The sequence below is a fragment of the Fibrobacter sp. genome, from assembly GCA_024398965.1.
In the GTDB taxonomy this organism is placed as follows: domain Bacteria; phylum Fibrobacterota; class Fibrobacteria; order Fibrobacterales; family Fibrobacteraceae; genus Fibrobacter.
The window spans coordinates 176,781-199,520 of record JAKSIF010000003.1 but is presented as its reverse complement, the minus strand read 5'-3'; the positions used below and the strand labels follow the sequence as shown (position 1 = coordinate 199,520).

The 22,740-nt window shown below is 47.4% G+C and carries 15 protein-coding genes; 2 read left to right on the top strand and 13 right to left on the bottom strand.

What is annotated here, in order from left to right:
• Positions 1–282 precede the first annotated feature (282 nt).
• The 8 genes from MJZ26_02685 to MJZ26_02650 form a co-directional block, all read right to left on the bottom strand.
• Positions 283–612 carry a helix-turn-helix domain-containing protein gene (locus MJZ26_02685; protein MCQ2104676.1) on the bottom strand — a complete coding sequence of 110 codons (330 nt, stop codon included), beginning with the start codon at positions 610–612 and terminating at the stop codon, positions 283–285.
• Positions 609–905 (bottom strand): hypothetical protein, encoded by a 297-nt coding sequence (locus tag MJZ26_02680; protein MCQ2104675.1) that lies wholly within the window; start codon positions 903–905, stop codon positions 609–611. Before MJZ26_02680 ends, MJZ26_02685 begins: the two co-directional genes overlap by 4 nt.
• Positions 898–1,344, bottom strand: coding sequence for a hypothetical protein (locus MJZ26_02675; protein ID MCQ2104674.1), 447 nt, complete (start codon positions 1,342–1,344; stop codon positions 898–900). The genes MJZ26_02680 and MJZ26_02675 overlap by 8 nt, the downstream gene beginning before the upstream one ends.
• Entirely contained in the window at positions 1,317–1,592 is a 276-nt protein-coding gene (locus MJZ26_02670) for a hypothetical protein (GenBank protein MCQ2104673.1), read from the bottom strand. Before MJZ26_02670 ends, MJZ26_02675 begins: the two co-directional genes overlap by 28 nt.
• 94 nt (positions 1,593–1,686) lie before the next feature.
• A complete protein-coding gene (locus MJZ26_02665) occupies positions 1,687–2,727 on the bottom strand; it encodes a hypothetical protein (protein MCQ2104672.1) in 1,041 nt (346 codons plus the stop codon).
• On the bottom strand, positions 2,727–3,641 hold the full coding sequence (locus MJZ26_02660; protein MCQ2104671.1) for a hypothetical protein: 915 nt from the start codon (positions 3,639–3,641) through the stop codon (positions 2,727–2,729). The genes MJZ26_02665 and MJZ26_02660 overlap by 1 nt, the downstream gene beginning before the upstream one ends.
• Positions 3,642–3,688: 47 nt before the next feature.
• A complete protein-coding gene (locus tag MJZ26_02655) occupies positions 3,689–4,165 on the bottom strand; it encodes a hypothetical protein (protein MCQ2104670.1) in 477 nt (158 codons plus the stop codon).
• Positions 4,137–4,322: a hypothetical protein gene (locus tag MJZ26_02650; GenBank protein MCQ2104669.1), complete on the bottom strand. Its 186-nt coding sequence runs from the start codon at positions 4,320–4,322 to the stop codon at positions 4,137–4,139. Before MJZ26_02650 ends, MJZ26_02655 begins: the two co-directional genes overlap by 29 nt.
• 123 nt (positions 4,323–4,445) lie before the next feature.
• Between MJZ26_02650 and MJZ26_02645 the strand changes: the two genes are divergently transcribed.
• Together MJZ26_02645 and MJZ26_02640 are read left to right on the top strand one after the other, a co-directional pair.
• On the top strand, positions 4,446–4,769 hold the full coding sequence (locus MJZ26_02645; GenBank protein MCQ2104668.1) for a helix-turn-helix domain-containing protein: 324 nt from the start codon (positions 4,446–4,448) through the stop codon (positions 4,767–4,769).
• A 628-nt stretch (positions 4,770–5,397) separates the two neighbouring features.
• On the top strand, positions 5,398–6,849 hold the full coding sequence (locus MJZ26_02640) for an efflux RND transporter periplasmic adaptor subunit (protein ID MCQ2104667.1): 1,452 nt from the start codon (positions 5,398–5,400) through the stop codon (positions 6,847–6,849).
• Positions 6,850–6,858: 9 nt separating this feature from the next.
• On the opposite strand, the gene MJZ26_02635 is transcribed toward MJZ26_02640, so the two are convergent.
• The 5 genes from MJZ26_02635 to MJZ26_02615 form a co-directional block, all read right to left on the bottom strand.
• Positions 6,859–8,805, bottom strand: a complete 1,947-nt coding sequence (locus tag MJZ26_02635; GenBank protein ID MCQ2104666.1) for a hypothetical protein — start codon at positions 8,803–8,805, stop codon at positions 6,859–6,861.
• Positions 8,805–10,733, bottom strand: a complete 1,929-nt coding sequence (locus MJZ26_02630) for a hypothetical protein (GenBank protein ID MCQ2104665.1) — start codon at positions 10,731–10,733, stop codon at positions 8,805–8,807. The genes MJZ26_02635 and MJZ26_02630 overlap by 1 nt, the downstream gene beginning before the upstream one ends.
• Before the next feature lie 227 nt (positions 10,734–10,960).
• The gene (locus MJZ26_02625; GenBank protein ID MCQ2104664.1) at positions 10,961–11,485 is read right to left on the bottom strand and encodes a hypothetical protein; all 525 of its coding nucleotides are present in this window, start codon (positions 11,483–11,485) and stop codon (positions 10,961–10,963) included.
• On the bottom strand, positions 11,482–12,486 hold the full coding sequence (locus MJZ26_02620) for an AAA family ATPase (protein ID MCQ2104663.1): 1,005 nt from the start codon (positions 12,484–12,486) through the stop codon (positions 11,482–11,484). Before MJZ26_02620 ends, MJZ26_02625 begins: the two co-directional genes overlap by 4 nt.
• 36 nt (positions 12,487–12,522) lie before the next feature.
• The gene (locus MJZ26_02615; GenBank protein MCQ2104662.1) at positions 12,523–22,296 is read right to left on the bottom strand and encodes a hypothetical protein; all 9,774 of its coding nucleotides are present in this window, start codon (positions 22,294–22,296) and stop codon (positions 12,523–12,525) included.
• Between the last annotated feature and the right edge of the window lie 444 nt (positions 22,297–22,740).

Sequence of the window (22,740 nt, the reverse complement as noted above, 5' to 3'; positions counted from 1 at the left end):
TAGTGCCGAGGACGATGCCACGACCAGGATACGGGTTCTTGGCGAGAGCCTTGAAATTTTCTTTTGCTTCATCATTGTAATTCATGATATTACCTCATATAGAAATGAATAATGAACAATGAACAATGAACAATGAAGTTTTATCGCGGCTCCGCCGCCTTACTATAAATTGTTAATTGTTAATTGTTAACTGTTAATTTTACCGTTTCGGATTATAATTGTTCATTAAAATGCCAATTTCGCTAGATTCCTTTATTTATAAGGGTTTCAGAGCGTTTGCACCTATCTAAAGTGACGCAGAAGTGACGCTTTTTGTGAAGCCTCATCAACCGACATAATCCTTTTAGAGCGCAAGTATTCATCTAGATCGCTAATGTAGAATTTTAGGTCGCGACCGTCTTTTGAATAGGCGATTTCACCACGTTGAGCACGCTTTCTAACGGTATCCTCTGCACATTTGAGGTACTCTGCCGCCTGCTTGACGTTGAGAACACGACTCCCGGCTGAAGCTCCGCCTCCAATCATAGCACTGATGGAGTCTAAAAGCTCGTTTTTCAAGGTGGAAACAGCCTTCTCCAGGTCGGTCTTTGTAAGAAGTTCATCCGCAGTCATTCTTCGCCTTCCTTCGTTTCAAGTTTGTGGATCGCTGCCACGAAAGGCAGTGTGAAATTGATCATAAGCCCGTTCAAAAGACGTTCCACAGGAACGCCTAGACGAAAGGCAGCTTCCAGGTAGCCCTTCGTGAGACTTTCCGCCACAGCGAACTGTTTTCGCTCCAGCGGGATATTCTTCCCTTCCCCATCTTCAAGTACAGTCTCTCGATAGACCTTACGCAGGCACTCCAGCCTGTTATTTGCGTCAACCATGGCAATGATGGAGCAAATTTCCTTATCAAAATCATCCATGGCTCACGCTCTCCAGATTGTGACGCATTCTCATGCGTCTCATAAAGTCCTGTGGAAAAAAGGAACGGAATTTCTTCACGTCCCTTTTCCATGCATCCTCGAAAATGGCACTCCAAACCAGGAGTTCATTTCGATGGCGTAACATTTTAGCGTCGGGCTTCTCAAACTGTTCCAGCGTAACTTGAAGAAATCTTGCTCTCCAGAGAAAGCAAGCGTGCAACGCATGGAGAGCCAGTTTGTGAAGCTGACAATTCCTAAAGTCAAGGATGCTGTTCACATCCTTGGATTCTGCGAGACTGGAAAGGGCACAGTTCCTCTCCTGAACATTGACGGAACAGTTGACGTTCGCAATGCGCAGTTCTTCCTTGAGCTGGGCCACAGTCCGCTCCAGTTCCCGCACATAACGTTCGTCTATGTTATGCTTTTTATCTTGTTCCACGAAACCTTTTCCTTATGTTCGTAAGTGAAATACTCCCTCTCGACAAGCCTCTCCCCGTCCAGATGGAAAATGGTAAAGCGAATCCTACCCTCAAGCGCGACGTTCGTACATTCAGCGGCAACAGCCTCGATCCATCTGTAAGCCTGCTGTACTTCGTCAAAGCTGGCCTTCATCTCGCTTGCTGTTACGCCTGCGACGTTGGCGAAAGTTTCATCAAATTTTGCACGGGATTCATAGTGCATGGTCATACCTCTTTTTTTATGGTTTTGATTTTTTAGTCAGAAAAAAAATCCGGTGATATCGCGCACCGGAAACGCGCCTGCTATAGGTGTCGTCCTGAGTCTAGTACATCACGCGGAGGTGACGCACCTTGCCATGAACGATATCCGTTATGAGCTGCTTGGCAAGTTCTTCGCCAATGCCATAACGTTGCAAGTCCTCAAGCACCTCGCGATTTACGAGACGCTTATATTCCTGTTCATCGCTGGGGAAAAGCATGGATTCACGCGTAGCCCTGGCATCCGCTTCGCCACAGTCAACGTGGGTCAGCTTCTCCGCTTCGGCTGCAGCCTGCTTTGCGCGTTCTGCATCCAGCTTGGCGGCTTGCGCCTCCATCTGTGCCTTGCGAAGCTGTTCCTCGGCTTCACGCTTTTCGGCTTCTGCCTTCTCCCTCGCGGCCTTTTCAAATTCAGCCTGCTGGGCGCGCAGCTTTTCAAGTTCGGCACGTTCGGCTTCCTGCTTTTCAGCGCTTGCCTTGATGCCCTCAACCTGGCGCTTAGCGTCCTTGATGGCGTCCATCGCTTCGGCATAGCTTTCATCCCAATAGTCCGCATCATGTTCGTGGCTGCTGATCGCCTCAAGCACCTGCTGACAGCCTACGCTGTCACAGCCGATGGCTGTTGCAGGAAGGTTGGTAATATCCACGATTTCCGCCTGGCGCGCCTCAATTGCGCGGATCGGAGCCATGGTTTCCTCCTGCAGCATTTCCAGCGTTTCCTTGATGGTTCGACGGGTTTCGTCAACCTTCTTGGGCTTCGCCTTGAGCGCTGCAGCGACCTTCTTGCCTTCGTCCTCGATGGCGTTCTTGAGCTTCGCGAGCTTTGCGTTCAAAGCCTTGCGAGCCTTGTAGCCATTTTCGGTATGCACGTCTGCAACAAGTCCACGCGCGATCTTCTTGACCTGCTTAATCATGGGAAGGAAATTGTCCTTATCCATGAACAGGGTTTCCGGGTCCTTGCAGTCCGTCTTGATTACGAACTGCTTTCCTTCGTCCACAAGCATAACGGCATTGGGATTTTCAATTTCAATCACCTGGATTTCAACGGCTTCTTCAACGTTTTCGTTAATCATCTTGGCCTCTGCATTCTTGATTGTCGCTTCCATTAGAAATTCACCTCCTGCATCATATCGTTTTCAATCTTCTTCGCCTCGCGATAGAAATCGTCCAGCTGACCTTCGTTAAGGTCCTCCAGCTTCTCGCAGTTGAATCTGCGCAGAGCCTCCTTGATTGCAGGCGGGTTCATCTTGTTGCACACGCCAATGAACTTTGTCTTGCGGTCGCCAGCCTGTTCCTGCTGTGGCGCCTGGGGAGCCGCATTCTGGAACGGTTCTTCGCCATAATATTCCGGCGGCTGATCCATCGGGACATTCTCGACAGTATCTTCAAGGTCCTGGGTGAACTCACAGCTTCCGCCTGTTGCCTTGAGAACCGCGTCAATGAGCGAACGCTTCGAGGCCATCTTCAGGACGGTGTTATAGACGTCCGCAATATCCGGATTTTCAAGTTTCTTGTCGCCCTTCTTGAAAATCATCCAGCGACCGTTTTCATCCTTCTTCGCGGTAAAGCCCTTGCCTCCAAGGGTCGAGGGGTCTTTCTTGTTCCAGTATTCCTTCGGAACAGGCTTTCCGGTATTTTCAAGCTCGCTTCCGCGATAACGGTACTTGCTTTCCATGGTGCTGCAGCTTCCGATTCCAGTTGCCACAAGTTCGCCACCGCTGGTAAGCGTGGTCGTGACGGTGTATTCGCGGTGACCGTTACCCAGATCGTTAATGTCCGCGTGGGTTCCGCTTGCAAGACGGAACGCCATGCACAGGAGTTCTGCTCCGTTTTTCAGGAGCGTGGGCTTATCGCCACAGCCCGGAATAGTACCGAAGTGGACCTTATCCACCATCAGTTCGCGCTTGAGCTGTCCCACCATATTTGCGCGCAGCTTGAGTTCGCTCAAGCTCATCATGAAACCTGTATCTACCAGCATTCCGCTGGTGCCCTGGCTTTGAGAAATCATTTCGTTCGACATTTTTTACCTTTTTTGTTTTGATTCGTTGATATTTTGGATTCAATTTTTCATTTGGTAGCCTTCTCGATATTTTTCAGTCGCGCTTCCACATATCTCGTGACTGCACCCTTCCAGTTTTCAATTATCGTTCCTTCTCGCGTCTTACCTCCTCTACTGAGTGTTATTTCGAACCATTCACGCGCAAGCGATTCATCAAGTGAACTCTCTGCGCAGAAATCGTAAAGATCTTCCTTTGATGGAAACTTGGGCTGTGGTTTTGGTGGCCTTGGATTCCTGATTTCATGACCTGCTTTTTCATGGCCTGCAAGTGCGTTTGCCCTGTTCACTTCGCCACGTAGCTTTATCCTTTCCTGGGAAATGCGAACAAGGAACGCGCCAAAGCTGGTCCCATCGGAAATAGCATCCTCAAGAACGTCCATGGACTCCTTGATATCGGCGACGATTTGATCGTCCGTCATTTTACGGAAATGCTTTATGAAGTCACTGAATGAAACCTTAGCCCAGAACGGATTCGCCATTTTCATAGGCCCTTAAAATCAAAGCGGAAGCGATCATACCTTGAGTGGTTGGCACTCCCTTGTCCCTGTTTCGCTTGGAAAGTTCCATCAGCGCCTGCTTGGCCTGTTCGGTAATGCCGACCTGCCAAACTTTCTGTTGCCTTGTATTCAAATTATCTTGCATATTATTCAAACTTATTTGTTTTCTTTACAAAATTTATTCACTTCTATGCAAAAATTCAAGAGGGAAATTAAATTTTATCAAAAATTATTTGACTATTATGCAAATTTTGTTTAAATTTGTTGCATGAACATCGAAAAATTTCTCTCCCGTACAAATCGTAACGCCAACAGCCTGGCTGCAGAGCTGGGCTTGAACGCCTCAAGCATCACTGCCTGGAAGAAAGGCAAGTCCACGCCCAGCTATGAAGTATGCCAGCGCCTCCTGGAAACTGGCATGGATATTGACGAGTTATTTACTCCGGAGCTTTGGCAGGCGATAAAGGAACGTCACGCACAGGAGATTCGCGGGGAGGTTGTTCTTTCTCCGGAGGAATGCGCTGCAATCGTACGGAATGGCCTGCTTGCTCTGCAGGGAAAAGATACAGATGTTCAAGTCCAGTCAAAGTGACTTTGAGACAGTCTTTGAGTTTTGGCATAATAATCCTTTGGGTTCCTTAGGGAACTCAATTTTTTTTTGTTGATTGTTTTGCAAATCGCAGCGATTAGCAACAAAATGCAAACGCCCTTTGCAACTGGCAAAAGTTGGCAACGGGTCGCAACAAAAATTTGCAAGCCTTATATAGTAGTAGAAGTAGTAGGAGAATGATTAGTTAGTAGAAGTATGAGTAATAACTATTCTCAGATATTGAATAGAAAACTTTTATATAAAAAATCCTCATACTCAACTCATAGTGCCCTGCAGAAAAAAATTAAGGGTAATTACGTAGAACAAGCAAACAGCAGCTTGCAAAGCGTTGTACAGGCGTTTTGGGAATAAACAAGTAATTTAGCTGGATGAACTAAAAAAAACGCTGTACACGTCCTGTAGTGGTGCTTACTTAATTCTGCAAAACTTTGGGACGATGTGCGAAAATTTGCAAATCGCAAAAAAGATTTCTTTGAAATTTAGCTCATTAGCTATCAATGTTTAGGTGAGACAATCTTTGATAACTCTTTGAAACTGGGTTTTATGTAAAAATTCTATCCCTGTGTTTCCCTTATTTTTTTTATTTTTTCCAAATATTACTCGTATGCCCATGACTAAAGAAAATCCAGAAAAACCTCAATTTGACCCAAACGCCGTTATCAAGGCTTTGCAGAACGCGTTGCAAACAACGAGTTCCAAGATTGGGCAGATGAGCGAGATGCTGGATGTCGTGAGGATTGTGGGAGAAGCAAAAACTTTCAAGACGGCTAGTCTCGCGCTTACTGGCGAAATTGCAGATCGGCACCATGCAGAACGAGTGAGCCTTGGCATGGTCAAGCACGACTACGTTGTACTTGCCGCAATAAGCCATACGGATCATTTTGAAAAAAAGATGCAGGTGGTCCGAGACCTTGAAAATGCCATGGAAGAGGCATACGAACAGGATGCAAACATCGCCTATCCAGCGCAGGCTGAAGATTCTTCCATAGTAACCCATGTTCACGAATATTACAGCAAGACCCATGGTGCGGGTAATTTGCTTTCTGTGCCTGTGCGTCGGGGTGACGATACCATTGCAATTCTTACATGTGAAAGAACGTCCAAACCTTTCGGAAATGATGAAGCAACGCAAATATATCTTACAGCCTCGCTTGTAAGTGCAAGGCTAGAAGAGCTTCACAAGAAAAGCGGATGGTTTGGCAAAAGGCTCGTTCATGCAATAAGGAGCGCGTTTGCAAAGTTGCTTGGACACGAACATACGTGGGCAAAACTTATCGGCATTCTTCTATTAGGATTCGTTTTGTTCGCTACGCTCGTCCCGATAGAATACAGGGTCAGTTCTCCGGCCATGCTAAAGACAGACCACATCACCTACATAAGCGCTCCGTTTGATGGATTCATAAAGAGCGTAAACGTAAAGCCAGGCGACATCGTCTATAAGGGCGATGAGCTATTGAGGCTCGACCAGAAGGATTTAATGCTGGAAGAAGCAGACCTGCTTGCACAGGAGCAGGATAACAAAAGGGAAATCCAGAAAGCCCAGGCGAACAAGCAACTTGCTGATTTGCGAATCCAACAGGCAAAACTCGCCCAGACTCAGGCCAGGCTCAAGACTGTACGCTACAAGTTAAACCGTTCTGTAATCCGTTGCGAATCGGACAGCGCCGTTATCATAGAAGGCGACCTGCAAAAAAGGATTGGCGCCCACGTAAATCAAGGCAGTGAACTTTTCCAGATGGCTTCAATTAAGGATATATACATGGAAGCCGATGTAAGCGAACTGGAAGTAAACAACGTTCAAATTGGCGGAGAAGGCCTGATGGGAATCAAGAGCCACCCGGACTACGTGTATAGATTTAGGACAACCCTCATGAGTCCGACAGCAACAGTAAAGGATCAGGAAAATACCTTTGCCGTACGTGGCGAGTTTGTTCGATATACACCGGAGTGGTTTCGCCCCGGCATGACCGGCATCGCGAAGATTTTCGCCGGAAAGCGAACTCTCTGGTGGATTCTTTCGCATCAGGCAATCGACTACCTGCGTCTAAAGCTCTGGTGGTAAAAACTTACATTAACCAACGTCGTTTCCGCTGAATCCCAGGGAATCTTCCAGCCAGGAGTCCGTTCGTTGCACAGCCAACCTGTTCTGGTAAGCCTTGTGTCCGGCACGGTACTGAGCCCAACGAACAGCCAAGGCAGAAAACAACCCCAGGCGGCTAAAGATTGCGGATATGGTTCCCGGCAAATTTCTGCGTAGCACGTCATCTTCAAAACTTGCGTAGTGACTCGCGCTTCCCGGGTCCCCTTGTCTTGCTGCGCGGCCAAAAAGCTGGCGGTCTATCCGTGACGACGGATTGCACTCGGTTGCAATCACATGGAGACCACCCAATTTCTTTACCTGTGCGGGAATCTTGATGTCTGTTCCTCGGCCAGCCATGTTTGTAGCCACCGTTATCGCACCCATTTGACCGGCATCGGCAATAATTGCAGCTTCGTCATCGCTGCGAACCGCATTGATGATGCGACATCCGAGACCCTTTGCTGCAATCATTTCTGCAATGATTTCACTTTCGTCAATGTCCTTGGTTCCAATCAGAATCGGACGCCCACACTTATGGATTTTTAAGACTTCCGAAACAATGGCTGCTCGTTTGGCACTTTTCTTTGAATATGTGCGGATGCGTGAAATTTTACGTTTGCAGGGGCGATGGTTTGGAACGCACAACACAGGCGCTCCGTAAATCGTCCAGAATTCACCAAGAGCCTCCTTGCCAGTACCGGTCATGCCGGAAAAATTCCTGTACAACCTGAAGAATCTCTGAAAGCTCATTCGAGCCTCCGTTTCCTTAAGACCTGAAAGTTCTAGACCTTCCTTGAGTTCAATCATCTGGTGGAGGCCCCCGTTCCAGGAACGCATTGGCATTTTTCGCCCAGTAGATTCATCGACAATCACAATCTTGCCTTTTTCTACAACATACTGTCGCCCAGCAAAGAAAAGATACCGAGCTGTAAGAGCCTGCCGAACAAGGTCTTTCAAGAAAGCGGCCTTTGAAAAACCCTGCATCGAGGAGTCTTCCTGCATGTCTTCAAAGTCCCTTAAAAAATGGATTGCACGAAGTTTTCCATCCACAAGGAAATCTTCACCTTCCCTCATTTTCTTTGAAAGTTCGAAAGCGATTTTGCAACTTTCGTTAAAGCCTTCGTTCTTGTTTTCACGGGATATGATAAGCGGGGTCACGGCCTCGTCAATCAGCACATTGTCCGCCTCATCTACAATGGCAGTACAAAGTCCACGTTGTACGACGCCCTTTCCAAACTGACCACCTTGCAAGCTGAATCTATCAAGAAGACGCTTCGAAAAGTTTTGCATCTTGCCCATGGCTATACGATCCCGTAGAAAATCGGCAAGAACTTCCTTCGCCGTGGAATAGGTAACCGAAGCAGAATATCCGTTCTTTCTTTCGTCTGGCTTCATTGCCGAGGTGACAGCACCCACGGTAATTCCGCAAAAATCGTACAGCGGCTTCATGATTTGGGCGTCACGACCAGCCAAATAGTCATTGGCGGTAATCACATGGCAAGGTTGCCCAGAAAGCCCACGGATTGCGGCACACATGGCAGCAGTGATTGTCTTGCCTTCGCCGGTGGACATTTCCGCTATATAGCCATGGTAAAGGCACAAGGCTCCCGCAATCTGTTCAACATAAGGCCTGTAGCCCATGGTGCGAACAACAGCTTCTTGCATCAAGGCGAAGGCTTCACGTAAAACGGAATCAGTGACAGGACGCTTGAAGAGTTCCGACAAGTGGACAATCCGTTCTTTCAGTTCAGAATCATTTTTTGTCGAAAAATTTTTGCTTTGTTCATCGACCTTGCGCGCCGTTTTCAGCATTTTCCGAATGATAGAAGAACGGCTTTTAAAACGGCCCTTAAGCCTAAACACGAAGGCATCAATACCCACGGGGATTTTTTCCACGTGCTTTAACGAAGTGAGCCTGTAATCGTGTGTCAAGTCCATTACATTCTATAGTATTTCTGCAAAGCCTGGCGAATCTTGCGAATGCCCTGCGTGGCTAGCGGTGTGTAGCCCAGCAACAAGTGTATTTTACCAGTCCGGCCATGCAGTCCACGAACACCAACGGAATCTGGCAGTTCTGCCCGCAGTAAATAAACAGGCTCCGCAGTCTGTTCCGACGTTCCGTCGCTCCTTGTTTCGACATCGCCGCCACCGAACCACCCAAGAGCATTGGAAGGCAGTCGATCCTGGGCGCTGGGGATTGCCTTTGCAGAAACGACCTGCAATTCCTTGAACACATCGCCATGCAGACGGACCGAAATGCGGATGGGCCGCTGTTCAAACAACCTAGCTCCTTCTTCCTGGTTTACCACAGCCAAAAAGTCAAAGGAAGTTGTGTCAAGTAAAATCCCGACGGAATCACCCTTTCCAACCCAACGCCCAACATAGTCTTCGATTCCGGGAGCACTCCACACACCGTCTATACCCGCAATCAAGGCAAGTTCACGCTTGCTCTTTTCAAGTTCGGCCAACTCCTGCCTCAAAACGGCAATCCTCTTTTTCAACGGTGACATATTCTCCGGGGCTTCACTTAGCGCCCGATTGTACATTTGTTTTGCTTCTTGAATTTCGGCTCGTTTTCCATCAATGGCATATTGCAATTCACTATTGCGAAGCAACAGTAGGGTATCCCCCTTTTTAACAGAACTGTTGCTGTTCTTGTAAACCCTGCTGACAAAGCCGCCCTCGGTGGCAATTGTATTTTCATAGCGACGGGCCTCCAATACTCCAGGGGCGGTAAACGTGTCAGGAACAGGCAGACCAAACAGAATTCCTAGCAACACCGAGAAGAATAAGATTGTTACAAAGACAGCCCTGTTTCGGACTCTTGAAAGGGCTGGCCCCCAAAAAACATACCTGATAAACTTGCCCACAGGAATGACCACCATGGTCAGGCACAGAAGAATTCCCATGATAAAGGAAAGAATCAAGTAATGGGCTGAAATGGCGACGATAAAACCTGCAAACAGGAAGAACCTGTAAATTGCGCTTGCGATTCCATAGAATGTATAAATCAGTTTTTCGCTTACGGAAAAGGCAACTGGCTCCGCATCACGCTTTCTAAAGACATAACGTTCCAAAAGATACTGCAAATGCCTTGCGGAATGCTGTTGCAGATTCGGCATATCCAGCAAGTCTGTCAGAATGTAGTAGCCATCAAAGCGCATGAGCGGGTTTACGTTGAACAGGACTGTAGAAACCGAGCAGATGATAAAGACATTGTAGCACAGAGCCCTTGCCGTACCTCCGCCAAGGTTTGCCCAAAGAATCAGTGCCACCGAAGCTATAAAGAATTCAAATAGCATTCCTGCAGCACCAACAAAGGCTCTATGCCTCTTTTTGCGAAAAGACCAGCTTGCCGTGGCATCCACATAGGGCAAGGGGGCTAGCAGCATGAACATTACCCCAAGCGTATGAACCTCGCCTCCATACCGCTTGACAATGCTTGCATGGCCAAATTCATGGAACAGCTTTACAAAAACGGTGCAGACATACACCCAGCCGATATTGGATGGGGACAGGAAGCCTGCACTTTGATCCTTGAGCGCATCGAAGTTTTCAATCCCATACTTAACGGCAACAAAGACTGTCGCGAGCCAAACAAGAAACATGGGCTTGCTGATTAAGATGCGTATAAGCCAACGAAGCCGATTCAGAAGCGGGTCCGGATCAAAAACGGGAATACGAAGGAAAAAGATGTTTAGCAGGGTGGACTTGACTTTTTTGCGATTTCGTTTCTTGTCTCGCTCAAAAAGTTTTGTTCCATCTTCAACACCGTCATAGAGCAGCATGTTCGCCTGGTAAAGCTGGGCAAGCATTTCAATGACTTCGCCCTGTCCGGGAATATCCCCTTCACCACTTTCAAGCATGGAGTTCCAAATTTCGCCGACAGTCCTTTTTGAAGAAAGGCGTGAAACAAAGGAGTAAGCCCCCTGCGGCAAGCGAAAATACTGGTTCGTAAACGGCTCGTAAAGTACATACCAGAGAATGCCTCGGTACATTTGTCGATGTACACGAACACTGGACCGCAGAGCAATCCTGCTCCCGGCCAGGCGATACCACGACTCATGGAAGATTTTACGCTGACGATCCTGGATCACGAATCAACGTTTCCATCTGAAATCAAACCCATATCACGGGCTTTAACTTCATTTATCACTTTAATCCAATCCGTTCTCTTTGGACTCCAAATCTTGCGTAATTTTCGAAGCGGAATATAGGCACTAAACTTATCCTGTAATTTGCCAAGGTCTTCCTTGGCAGCACCCTTAACAACCACATAGAGGCAGATTGAAATCTTATCCCACACTCGATTTTTCAACGAATCAAGCTGCGGATCGGATTCTGAAAGAATTTTCATGCTATCGCTAGCCACAAGATGTAGGGAATCGGATAATTTTTCCACTATCGATGGCAAGTATTTCTCATTGAGGTCCTTGCTATTCTGAGGCGAAGAACTTTTTGCTTCCAGGAAAATCGCCTTATCCCCCTGAAACAGTAAAAATTCAACACACCTGCTTAAAGGGCACTTGCTCTGAGTGAACTTTTCTACAGCAAATACCTGAGAAGACTCGAACGGGCCAAAAAGCATCCCTGATTCATCAAAAGTCAACTTACTCACAGATCAATCTCTTCTTCGTAAAGGCGAATGGATTCGGCAATAATCTGGTTATCCTCAGGAATGCCATCCAAAAGGTCTTCCACCCTACATTCTCCGTCAAGAGAAATAATAGGAATCGATTGACGATTCTTCTGGGCAAGCAGATACAATTTTTTCACGACAAAATAGGAATGTGAGGAAATAATGAATTGTACCCCACAGGCAGAAAGTTCATAAACAATATCGAGGAACCTGGATATTGCCGACGGATGAAGAGAGGATTCAAGTTCATCTATAAAAACTACAGAGGACTTTGTCAAAAACCTGTTTCCAAGCAGTGTATCAAGAATACCTATTTTCTTGATACCATCAGACGCTAGTTCTATGGGAAAAACATGCCCATCTTTTTTTAGAAACCACCGGTTTTCTTTGGGGTCAAAAGAGACTACGCCACCAGTAATATCTTTCAACAACTTCCGACTGTTGACGAAGCCACGTGGATTTTTACCCTTTGTCGTCGGAGAATTCAGTGCCATAGCCAAATCATAATAGGTTTCATCAAAACCAAAATCCAAATCCAAATTACGATTTTTGATGACCAGCTTTTGAAGTGAAAGAATTTCTTTGGCAGGGAGAAACACAGAATTGACAGAAGTCGGTCTTACTGCATTGAAGAACGGTGAACACACCAAACCTTTTTTCTTGTCAATATCAAAAAACACATTGGCCTTATCCGCTTTCAACTGCACGCAAGCTGATAAAGAAGCATCTCTCTTTATTAACGACTGAAGAGAATCAACCTGAAAAGTCCAACGAAGTTTTTGATACAACAATCGTTGGTAGCTTTCGTCATTCTTTCCACGTTGGAATAGTTCGGCAGAACGTTTGGCTGCGTACAGGGTCTTAAGTAAGGTCGACTTCCCGCAGGAGTTTGGTCCGACGACCAAATTAATGCCTTTCAAGTTTTCCGCTTTGACAGAGTCAATGCAACCAAAGTTTTTGATAACGAATTCTTTTATCATTTGGAACCTTTTTCCCTTTGTCAAAATTAACAAAAATTAGCCCATAATAACAATGATCCGACCGTCCGTATCAGCTACAACACGGATTACCGAAAATTCTTGGTCACTGGGTTTATCCGGTATGGCGAAACTATATTGGTTATTTTCCGGTTGAATGATTTCTCCAGGAGTTCCGTCTTCGGCAAGATAGCGGAGCTGCGGCAAAGTGAAACCAGTTGGCAAAACAATGGCGTAAGGACGCCACCATTGATCCGGGAAAATCCCTTGGCATTCAATTTGAAGAATATCTCCTGCATGAATCTCAGTAGGCTTATAGAATAGAACATGAGTTATCGAATCACCGGAGGCGGGATCATCCTCCGTTCCTGAATCAGTTGTTGAGTCACCCGTCCCCGAATCTGTTGTTGAGCCACCTGTCCCCGATTCAGTTGTTGACGAAGTTTCCTGTTGCAGGGTCCAGTCCTTGCCTGTCACATCGGTGAAAGTGTCTGTACCACCGTTTGTCGAAGCTACAAGGCTCACGCCCGGAACGCCACCATTCTCGAACTTGGACTGAATCTGGCTTGCCTGGGTGTTGTCATTACCAAGGAACACCTCGCCGTTGGAAGTATTGACGGAGTGCTGCTCCAGCATGATTTCCACGCTGGGAGCGAACACGCCCACGGGGTTGTTGTGTTCGAGGATCAACGAGGCATTGTCGCCAAGGGCCACATCGTCCCCGTCGCCCATGGTAATCGTATCGCCGAAGTCGCCGCCGACAATCACGTCGCGGTCCCTGCCGGTCAGGATCGTGTCTCCCATTTCGACAGGCTTCCCGTCGCGATCAAGCGGAATTTCCACGGCGTTGCCGTCGATATGGATGCTCTGCGCCTCGACGGCTCGGTTGGCGTAATCGGCCTGGTTCTCGTTGCGGGCGAACGGGAGGTCAATATCGAAAGTTACGCGGGCGTCGTCACCGAAGACAAGATCCTTGTCGTGGTCACCACCAATGGCAATATCATCTTTACGGTCCGCCACGGCAACGACCTGCACGGCCGTTATCACGGGAAGGTTCAGCGGCCACTGGTTCGTATCGGTGAACAAATTGCGGATTCGGACTTCGAAAGTCGCAGAAGTCACGTTACGGAACACCACGTAGTTTCCGATCAGGCTCATGTCGGGAGCGACCTGCGAAAGCAGATCTTCCTTAGTAGGCGATACGGAGCATGTAACCTGGCGATAGTCGCCGTCGAAATGATTGCCAGTCCAGTCGTTCAGGTAGTAATGCTGGTCGAGCGCGTTGCCTCCGGGCTGGCGACCACAAACATCGAACAGGTAGTTGTACGAGTCAACCCCTTGCTGGTCGCCACCAAGGTAAACATACACATCGCAAGCCGCACTCACATCGAGTTCACTCTCTGTACGGAACTTGTCAAGGTCCGTAAGCGTGAGCTTGATTTCCTGTTGCTGCTGGGCAGCATAGTAGGCGTTGAACAGCCTGGAGTTTGACGTGTCGCCATCCAGCTGGGCGTCATCCTTCAGCATAAGGCTTGAATTTTGCGTCCCGTTGCCCACGGCTGTATCATAGGCAACAAGCGAAATCCCGACGCCATCGTGCTTCACCGGGGTGTCGGAGTTATTTTCGTTTTCGCCAACGATATGCAGACGGTTGTTCTTTATGTAAAGGTTTGTCCAGTCGTTGTCTGCCACGACGCCAGCAGTCTCGTGCGGGATAAAGTTGAACTTCTGTTCGCCATTCTCATAAACGGGGCTATTGTTATCATCCAGCACTGGGATATACTCGCCTGGAGCAACCATCTCGACTGCGGTCGCGTTCTCGCGGGTAAAGTTGAAGGAAACGACCTTGATTCCATCCAGCATGGAGTCGGCATCGGCAGTCGCTCCGGAATCGATGTAGTCGGCACCCAGCCCACCTACCACGACATCGTTACCGTTGCCAGTGATTATGCGGTCAGCGTAATTGCCTTCGATATCGCGGGAATCCAGGGACTCGGCCATGGAAAGCATGGAGGCCGTAGCCCCGGAGTTGTCACGGTCTGTAAAGACCATCTTGGCATTGTCGCCAAAAACAACGTCGTTGTCGTAAATGCCGTAGCGTTCATCGCCATAAGTGGTGATCTTGTCGCCACCCGTGCCGCCAACGACGATATCGTCACCGCCGCCTGTGGAGATTGTGTCGTCGCCACCGTGGGTGATGTCGGAAGATGCAGCCACATCCTGGGCGTGGAGCGAACCATTCACCTGGATGGCTGCGATGCCCGGCAGATTCTTGCCGTTGGGTGACTGTCCCGGGAAGGCTTCCTCGATTACCACACGGAAGCGGTCGATGGAAGTGCCCGCGGCGACATCGAATACGACATAGTTGGCGCTTGTGGCCAATTCGGCAGACGTTGCCGTGCCGCGGTCATAGGAACCGTTGAAGTTATGGTTCGCAGCGTCATTTACGAAGTAGCTCGTGACTGGGCTTATCTCGTCTTCCAGGAAGAGGCTGACTTTGCGGATGCTGCTTGTGTCCGCAGAGTGGGAGTCTGGCAAGTCCAGATACACAATCACGCTGTAGTGCGTGAAGTACTGCGCAAGGCCGTCAACGGAAACTTCCAGCTTGTTCTCGTTCTGGGAGTTCGGTGCCGTGGTCATGAGGCCGCTGTTCATCAGGGCCGCATTTGCGTCAGTGGAGGAGTTGGCGAAGTTGTGGCTGTAGCCCTGCAGGTTGATGCGGTTGTCGGTACCTGTGGTGCGGTGCCTTTCGATACCGCCGTAGCTCACGCTCACGGCGCTTGCGCGAGTGCCGTCGTCAAAACGCACGATTTCGCGGTCGTCGTTGCCGTAAGTGCCGGAAAGGGGTCCGCCGATGTTGTTCCAGTGGTCACTACGGAAATCATCGTTATGAGAGGCATTCAGTGCACCCGCGACAGCTTCAGACGAAAGTCCCGTCTGCGAGTTACCCACGAAATTGAACGAAAGGGTAGCCTCGTTGCGGATTTCAGAAGCATTCTCTTGCCCAAGTTTTTTTGCTATAGCGGCGTGTCCGCCAAAGGTGGCATAGCCCTCGTCGCCAAAGACAAGGTCGTCGCCATTGCCGGTAGATATTGTTTCCTTTTCGTTTTCGAGCTTGCTTGCATCCGCAGAGTCGGTACGGGTTGCATTTACGCCGCCAAAGACAACATTCCTGCCGTTAGCGAGGTTTATTACGTCATTCCCGCCCTGGCTTTCCGTTACCGTGCGGGCAATGCTCGGGCCGCGGCGAACACCGTCGGTCTGCCAGTAGGCTTCGGATTCCTTGTTCTTGCCAGTAGCATAATCGGATGTTCCCGTGCCATCATCGCCAAGGCGTGTCACCACGTTGCCGTCATCGTCGTGATACAGCACCTGGCCACGGTCGCCGAAGACCAGGGAACTGTCGCTGCCAATGTCAATCCTGTCGTCTCCGAGACCGCCGAATACGATCAGCCCTTCCCTGGTCACGTTCTCGTCTGTGGCGGTCACGGTGTCATTCCCCTCGCCAGCGTTGATTACAAGCTGGTCATCGGAGCCGTCCTTGTAGCTGTGCACCGTAACTACATCATTGCCTTTACCACTATTTACCACGGTGAAGGTCTGGAAACCATCTTCGCGATAGATTGACTTGTGTATATCCACCGTGTCCGCACCTGTACCCAGGTTGAACTCGCCATATTCCATGTTGCCTATGCCGATGCGATTTTCAACAGACGATCCGCTGTCCTTGTGGGTAAATCGGATAGATTGGGAATCCGATTCAATCCATTCGGCATCGGCCTCTGTCGAGCCTGTCAACGATTCAAGGTCGTTCTTTTCGCCCGCCTTGGCATTCTTCATGTTGTTGGTGAAGACTCGGTCAACACTCTGGCTCTCGTCATATTCAGCGGCAGTCTGGGCTGCGTCTGCCCATTTTAAACTATCTGCAGTAGAGGCGACATTCTTTTCAGCATTATCGTCATCCGGTTCCGTGCTGTAATGAAGCATGGCCGGTCCGACATTTTCCAGGCTGAATTCCTTGCCCATGCCGTCTTCATACAAAGCGCCCTTGATGTTTTCAATGGTATCATCCTGCATATGGGAGATGATTTCTTCCTTGGAAACATTCTGGAACGAATTTGCCTCGTCAAAAATCATCACATGCGGATGGTTGAAGGAATTGTCTGTTTTCGTGAGAGCGATTTTTCCACGAAGCGATACAGGCTTTCGAGATACCCTGTCAAGGATGATTATCTGAGTACCTGCAGTCCTGTAAACATACCGGACATCATCGGCGGCACTTCCCAAAGATTCAAGCAGGCTCTCTGCATAAATAGTGATCTTACTGTCTTCATCAGGAACTTCTTTTCCACCGTCAGCATCATACTTCATGGGTGCAAATTCGAGCACATCCGTCATGTCCTCGGTGCTGTAGGCCATCTGGACTATGCTTTCGTCATCCAGCAGGACTTCCTCATGCTGATAGTTGAAATAAATCCTAGTCCCAGCAGCTAATTTCTGGTCAGAAACATCTATGGTCAACACACCTTCATTGACGCTCAATTTTTCTGCATTTATGGACTCTGGAGAACCGTTCTGTATATACCAGGCATTTATTCCGTTTGCACTGGAAGGCAGTAGGAGGGAATCCACCACAACCTTCACTACAACCTTTTCTACACCATTCTCTACAACCTTCTCTACATCCGAGCCGGTCACGATAACTTCCTGTGTTACAGAGAACTTGTTATCAACGTCCGCTTCACTATCGGAGTCTGCTTCATTATCGATCTCGTCAAGGAATACAAGGGCGTTCTTGCAGGCATTCACCTTCGAAGCCTCTGTACTTGAACTTGGCGTCAGCACAACGTTGTGCAGCAGCGAGAAATAGTCGTCGCCTTCACGAACGGAGTCGCCAATAGCGTTCACCTTTACCGTCTGCAAGGCATTCCATGCAACCGTACCTTTAGCCAAGTCCGCCGTGGCGGCAAACTTGAACGTAATCGACTTGCAGAGTTTATCTTCCCCATCTACAAGCCAAACTTCACGGTCACCGCGGCCATGGGCTTCCGTTGTCGCTACAGGGGCGAATACAGTGACAGAAACAATCTCGTCAGCCTTTGGAGCCCTGTCAAGTTTAAGTGCATAGGCGTTGATTGTGTTACCATTCTCCGGCAGAGTCGCATACGGGGTGTCAAGTACCACAGAGTAGTCATCTGCAGAGACAAACACGACATTTATAGCTTCGGAATCCGTCGCCGTAGCGTTCAGGAACGCAGGCATATCGGCGGAACCCACGCCTCCATTGTGGAAACTGTCGTTGCCCTTGTTGCCATAGAGCTTTGTCACTTCATTCTCTTCTGTATCCAGCACATAGAAGGAATCGTCGCCATCGCCACCGTACACATTCTTGTCTTCGATGCTGACAGACTGCACGTCAATCCCCTCGCCGAACACTCGTCCATGCGATATGACAAAAGAATCATCACCTTCGCTACCCGCAATGCTCATCTTGTCTGTACCGGCACCGCCAATCAGCGTGACAGGACCATTCTCGACAATCGACTTTTTACCTTCGCCCTCATCCTTCTGATACATGGCGACATTGAACGTATCGTCACCAAGTCCACCAGAAAGAGATACGGCAGCCTTGTTATGCAGTACGTTGAAAGTATCGTCACCTTCGCCACCAATTATAGATGTAGCATGTTCGACACCATTGCTCAGGTAGCCCTGCGTTGTCCGAGTCGTATCAAAAATATCTTTGAGCTGTACATTGCTCAGCCCCGTATCGGTGGTTCTTTCGGAATTGAACATCTGGCCGACCGTTACAGTATCGTTACCGGCACCGGCGTCAATAGAGATCGTGGAAAGGGTCCCATCAATGGAAATCCTGTCGTCTCCGGCACCGGCATTAACGGAGAGGTTTTCTATGCCGGTCTTACCTCCACCCACATTCCAGAAGTTTACTCGCTCAATCTGGCTATTGACGCTTGTGTCGTTAGCGTTTCCTCCCAATTCAGGAAGCATGGCGACCATGCCTAAACCGCTATTCGATGCGCGAACAAGGAACTGATCGTCGTTGATAGTTCCATTTATTGTCAGGGAATCCGCAGCGTCAATTTCGCCAGAATCCATGACATTGGTGTAAGCGCGGTTGCCGCCACCCATCATGTTCACAATGTAGGAATCATCGCCGCTTTGACCATCAACAAAATCGCTGCCGTTGCCGGCTATAATCGTGTCGGCACCGCCATCATTATTAGAAACCGAATCTGCAAAAACTTCAAAATTTTTTGCAAAAGCCGTTATCCCATATCCGAAAGTCAGATTCTGGGATTCCTTTTGGTTGTCGTTGGGTGAATTTGTAAATAAATTGCCTGTGGCCGAGCCCTTGTTTGCATAGCTAGTCCAGCCATCGTCGCCGAACACAATATCGTTCCCGGCACCACCATCAAGAATATCATTACCTTGACCGCCAACTAGCAAATCTTCTCCAAAGCCACCTGTAATGATATCATCACCCTCATTACCTTTAATTAAATCATTTCCAGCGCCGCCTTCAATGATATCGTTTCCGCTATTACCTAAAATAATGTCGGAACCATTACCACCGTTTATGACATCGTCAAAAGATTCAGCTTCAGGTACAGCATCACCAACAGAAGACAATTGTTCAGAATAAGCCTCATTTGCACGGGTGATAAGTACAGACTCATCTGGATTTACATCCTCATAATGAATTACAAAGTCATACGTTTCCAGCTTTTTATGCGACGAACCGCTTTCTTCATCAACAGTCTTCGACAAGCCCAGGTTTTTCTTCAACTCTTCCGAAACATAAGCATACGGCATTGCTGCCGTCGTCATATTATTTTCTTCGGCAATAATAAATCCAGAATTCACGGAATCGCCAAATATCACATCAACGCCATCATCTCCGTAAATTACATCACTACCCGAACCACCGTAAACGACATCGTTTCCCTTACCGGCATGAATTTCATCATTACCTTCACGTCCATCAATGCTGTCGGTTCCTGCCCCGCCATAGATATGGTCCTTAACATTACTCCCGAAGATTGTATCATCGCCCCCCTCGTCAAAGAGATCCGTGCGAGCAATCTTGTTCAAGTTCCCCAGCGCATCAAATTCTACATGACCAAAGTCACCAAACAAGTAATTGTCTGAAGCATATGCTCCTCCAACAATATAGTCGTTACCGAGGCCACCAAATACATAATTGCTACCCTTTCCGCCGACAATAACATTGTTTCCAGCGGATGAAAGTTCAGGATAATTTTCTGCAAGAAGAACCTTCTTTTTATCTTCTGAAAGGACAATCCTGGCATTTTCACCAAACAGGAAGTTTACACCATCATCAACACCCAGTATGTAGTCATTCCCTGCACCACCTAAAGCAACCGCATAGGCACCGCCAGTTAGCGACAATCCTTTCAAGTCAATTTCATCGCTGTCTTCACCGCCCTCTATTACAACATTGTAATCGGCAGAACCCGTAACAGTGATTTTGTCAGTACCCTTGCCCGCATATACGTACAGAGTTTTTCCGGCTCCAATACTGAAATCTTTACTATAGTTCTCACCATCGCCATTCGGATTAACCAAACAAATGGAAACCTTTCCAGAACTACATGTTATTTCCACTTCGTCATCATTATCAGCAACATTTCCGTTAAGTCGCTTGGCCGCATATTCGCCAATATTGACAACCACATCTCCATCTTGAACGGTTGCAAGAACAGGTGTTTCTTTGGAAACTTTTTCCGTATTGAACAGTTCCAAGGCACCACTCTTCCACAAATCCCATTCTTTTCGATAGAAGAATAAATCCAGATAAGCAAAGGCACGAGCCTGCAAGGTCATGGATGTATCAAACATCGCCATGGGACTATTAGCCAAGTTATCCGCCAATTCGGTCAAACGGATTTTACCATCATTATTTGGGTCGTCAAAATTCAGGTTAATATTGAGATTAACCCCCACATCTATCCCTGCGCGTCCGCCGACACTAGCCCCAGCGGTAATGCCTGAATAGAAAATGACTTCACTAACATCTTCCCCATTTCTCAAATCATCAATAAAGAATCCGTCGGTAAGAGCCCACAAATCCTTAAAACCGCTATCTTTCCATGTCCTGAGTCCACAAGTATCATAGCCAAAGCAAAGATCTATATTGACTCCAAAGCTGAATCCAATATCAGCAAATAACGGTCCAACAATTGCAAAACTTTTGCCCCAGTCAAAATCCAAAATAAGCGGACGCATATTGTACTTAATCAGATCAACGTTTTGACCGAATAAAAGCTGTATGGTACTTGATTTTAGGGCGTTAATATCAAAATCTTTAGTATTTTCACTTTGAATAAAGGGGAAGAACAACCCATAATCACCATTATCCTGATTCAATCCTTTTAAGTCATCGAAATCATCATTATTCCCGGTTCCATTACTAAATTCAAATAAATTAGAATTAAACATCCCTACACCAGACAAAACATTACTTACTGACTGATTAAGTCCTTCGGTAGTTGCTGGTAAATCCAAATTGCCCAAATTTATTTGCCTAAAACCAGACGGATTACTAAATGTCTTAATCATATTGGCAAGTTGGACTATATCATCAAGCATTCCGAGGTCCAACCCCTTGGCGCTGCCAATAGACTTTATCAAACTTAAAACCGTAAGGTGTTCCGGGCTGCCCGGAAGTGAACTCAGCACAGGAATATCCGACTGCAAGAATTCAATCAAAGGCATAATCGGATCAAGGACTTTTTGAATCTTATTCAGAACAGGCTGCAAAGTTCTTTCAACAAACGAGCCCATGTCAAAATTGACATTTTTGAATCCAGCAGAACTGAGTGCACCGGAAGGCTTGCCAAATTTTGTTTTCCACAGGAAACTGAAAGTCGCCCCAATCTCAGGAAAACCTACATCTACTTTATCCGAGTCAAACCCGAGTGTCATCTTGACATTTAAGCCTACCTCACCATACAGATTAGCTTCTACAGAGAGATTTGACGCAATGCTATTTACAGAAATTTCTGTATTGGCCGTTAAATCAGTACCATGGTCATCAATTTCATCTGAAGAACCATTACGACCATCATTCAAGTCAATGCACAAATCAAAACTAAGAGCAGGTTTTCCTTCTAAGTCATTGCCAGAACCATCCACCAAGTGAGCATTCATTTGCAGGAATCCAAGTGAGCCATCTATTTCTACGTTTGGGCTCACTTTTACAGTGACAACAATGTCATCGCCAGTTAAGTTCGCACCTCTGGAAATTCCGTCAGCAACTATATTCTTACCATCATCAACGCCGGCAACATCACTACCTTTCGAAAGTAGAATATAGGCACCTTTTTCCTTCGATATGCCAAAGCCTATATACCATTTCCATTCCAACGAGAGTCCAACACCGCCTTCTGCTGTAAGACCAAGTCCAGGCATACCAAGGTCAAAATCAGCATTGGCATCCAAATCGAAGGTCTTGCCTAGACAAATACGCCATTCCGCACAACTGTCACTTTCGTTATACTGGACATACTGCTTGCCTTCATTGGCATAATACTTGTCAAAACAGGTTCCTGCCCATGCAACATTCTGATTTTCTGAAACAACCTTTTCAAAGTTTTTCAAAATCCCATACGAATTCAGAATGGAATAAAGTCGCTCTGCCACAGCAGCGGCATTTAAATTCTGCGTATTATACGAGAATTTCCGGAATGGTTCTATAAACTTTTCATCCAGTTCCGTCAAACAATCGGCAGCACCAACAATGGAATCTCCAACCAGAGGTATTTTCCGCATACCATCTGACAAAAAAGTCGTGTTAAGGCAACTTTGTGCTTTTCGTAAAACAGAACTTAAGGCATCGGAAACCAACCGAAGTTGACCAAACAGGTCTATATCGTCAAAATTCACACTGACATTTGATAAATCAAGAACAATATTTCCCGTCCCGACATTTCCCAAAGGAGCCTGATGCAGAAACTCTGGCAATTTTACGCCAAAATTCCCTGAAACAAGATCGCTCAAAGTAAATTGTCCAGCAGCATCATTCTCAGAATCTTGCCACAAACTAATGTCGTTTGCACCTTGCACTCCTATCTTGATTGTTCCTGCATCAAGCCCAGCGCATTGCAATTTCAGTTCACCGCCAATGCGGCAGTCCTCGCTTGTTTTACTCCATTCAAGAGCAGATTCAGATCCAGAACTTTGCAAAGTAAATAAAGCGCAAGTCTTCAAGTTAAC

Bases quoted from the DNA above. Each gene is read 5' to 3' on its own strand.
- MJZ26_02650 (MCQ2104669.1), bottom strand. From the start codon at position 4,322: ATGCAAGATAATTTGAATACAAGGCAACAGAAAGTTTGGCAGGTCGGC.
- MJZ26_02620 (MCQ2104663.1), bottom strand. From the start codon at position 12,486: ATGATAAAAGAATTCGTTATCAAAAACTTTGGTTGCATTGACTCTGTC.
- MJZ26_02640 (MCQ2104667.1), top strand. From the start codon at position 5,398: ATGACTAAAGAAAATCCAGAAAAACCTCAATTTGACCCAAACGCCGTT.
- MJZ26_02635 (MCQ2104666.1), bottom strand. From the start codon at position 8,805: ATGGACTTGACACACGATTACAGGCTCACTTCGTTAAAGCACGTGGAA.
- MJZ26_02680 (MCQ2104675.1), bottom strand. From the start codon at position 905: ATGGATGATTTTGATAAGGAAATTTGCTCCATCATTGCCATGGTTGAC.
- MJZ26_02615 (MCQ2104662.1), bottom strand. From the start codon at position 22,296: ATGCGGAAAATACCTCTGGTTGGAGATTCCATTGTTGGTGCTGCCGAT.
- MJZ26_02660 (MCQ2104671.1), bottom strand. From the start codon at position 3,641: ATGTCGAACGAAATGATTTCTCAAAGCCAGGGCACCAGCGGAATGCTG.
- MJZ26_02665 (MCQ2104672.1), bottom strand. From the start codon at position 2,727: ATGGAAGCGACAATCAAGAATGCAGAGGCCAAGATGATTAACGAAAAC.
- MJZ26_02630 (MCQ2104665.1), bottom strand. From the start codon at position 10,733: ATGCTTGAAAGTGGTGAAGGGGATATTCCCGGACAGGGCGAAGTCATT.
- MJZ26_02670 (MCQ2104673.1), bottom strand. From the start codon at position 1,592: ATGACCATGCACTATGAATCCCGTGCAAAATTTGATGAAACTTTCGCC.
- MJZ26_02685 (MCQ2104676.1), bottom strand. From the start codon at position 612: ATGACTGCGGATGAACTTCTTACAAAGACCGACCTGGAGAAGGCTGTT.
- MJZ26_02645 (MCQ2104668.1), top strand. From the start codon at position 4,446: ATGAACATCGAAAAATTTCTCTCCCGTACAAATCGTAACGCCAACAGC.
- MJZ26_02655 (MCQ2104670.1), bottom strand. From the start codon at position 4,165: ATGAAAATGGCGAATCCGTTCTGGGCTAAGGTTTCATTCAGTGACTTC.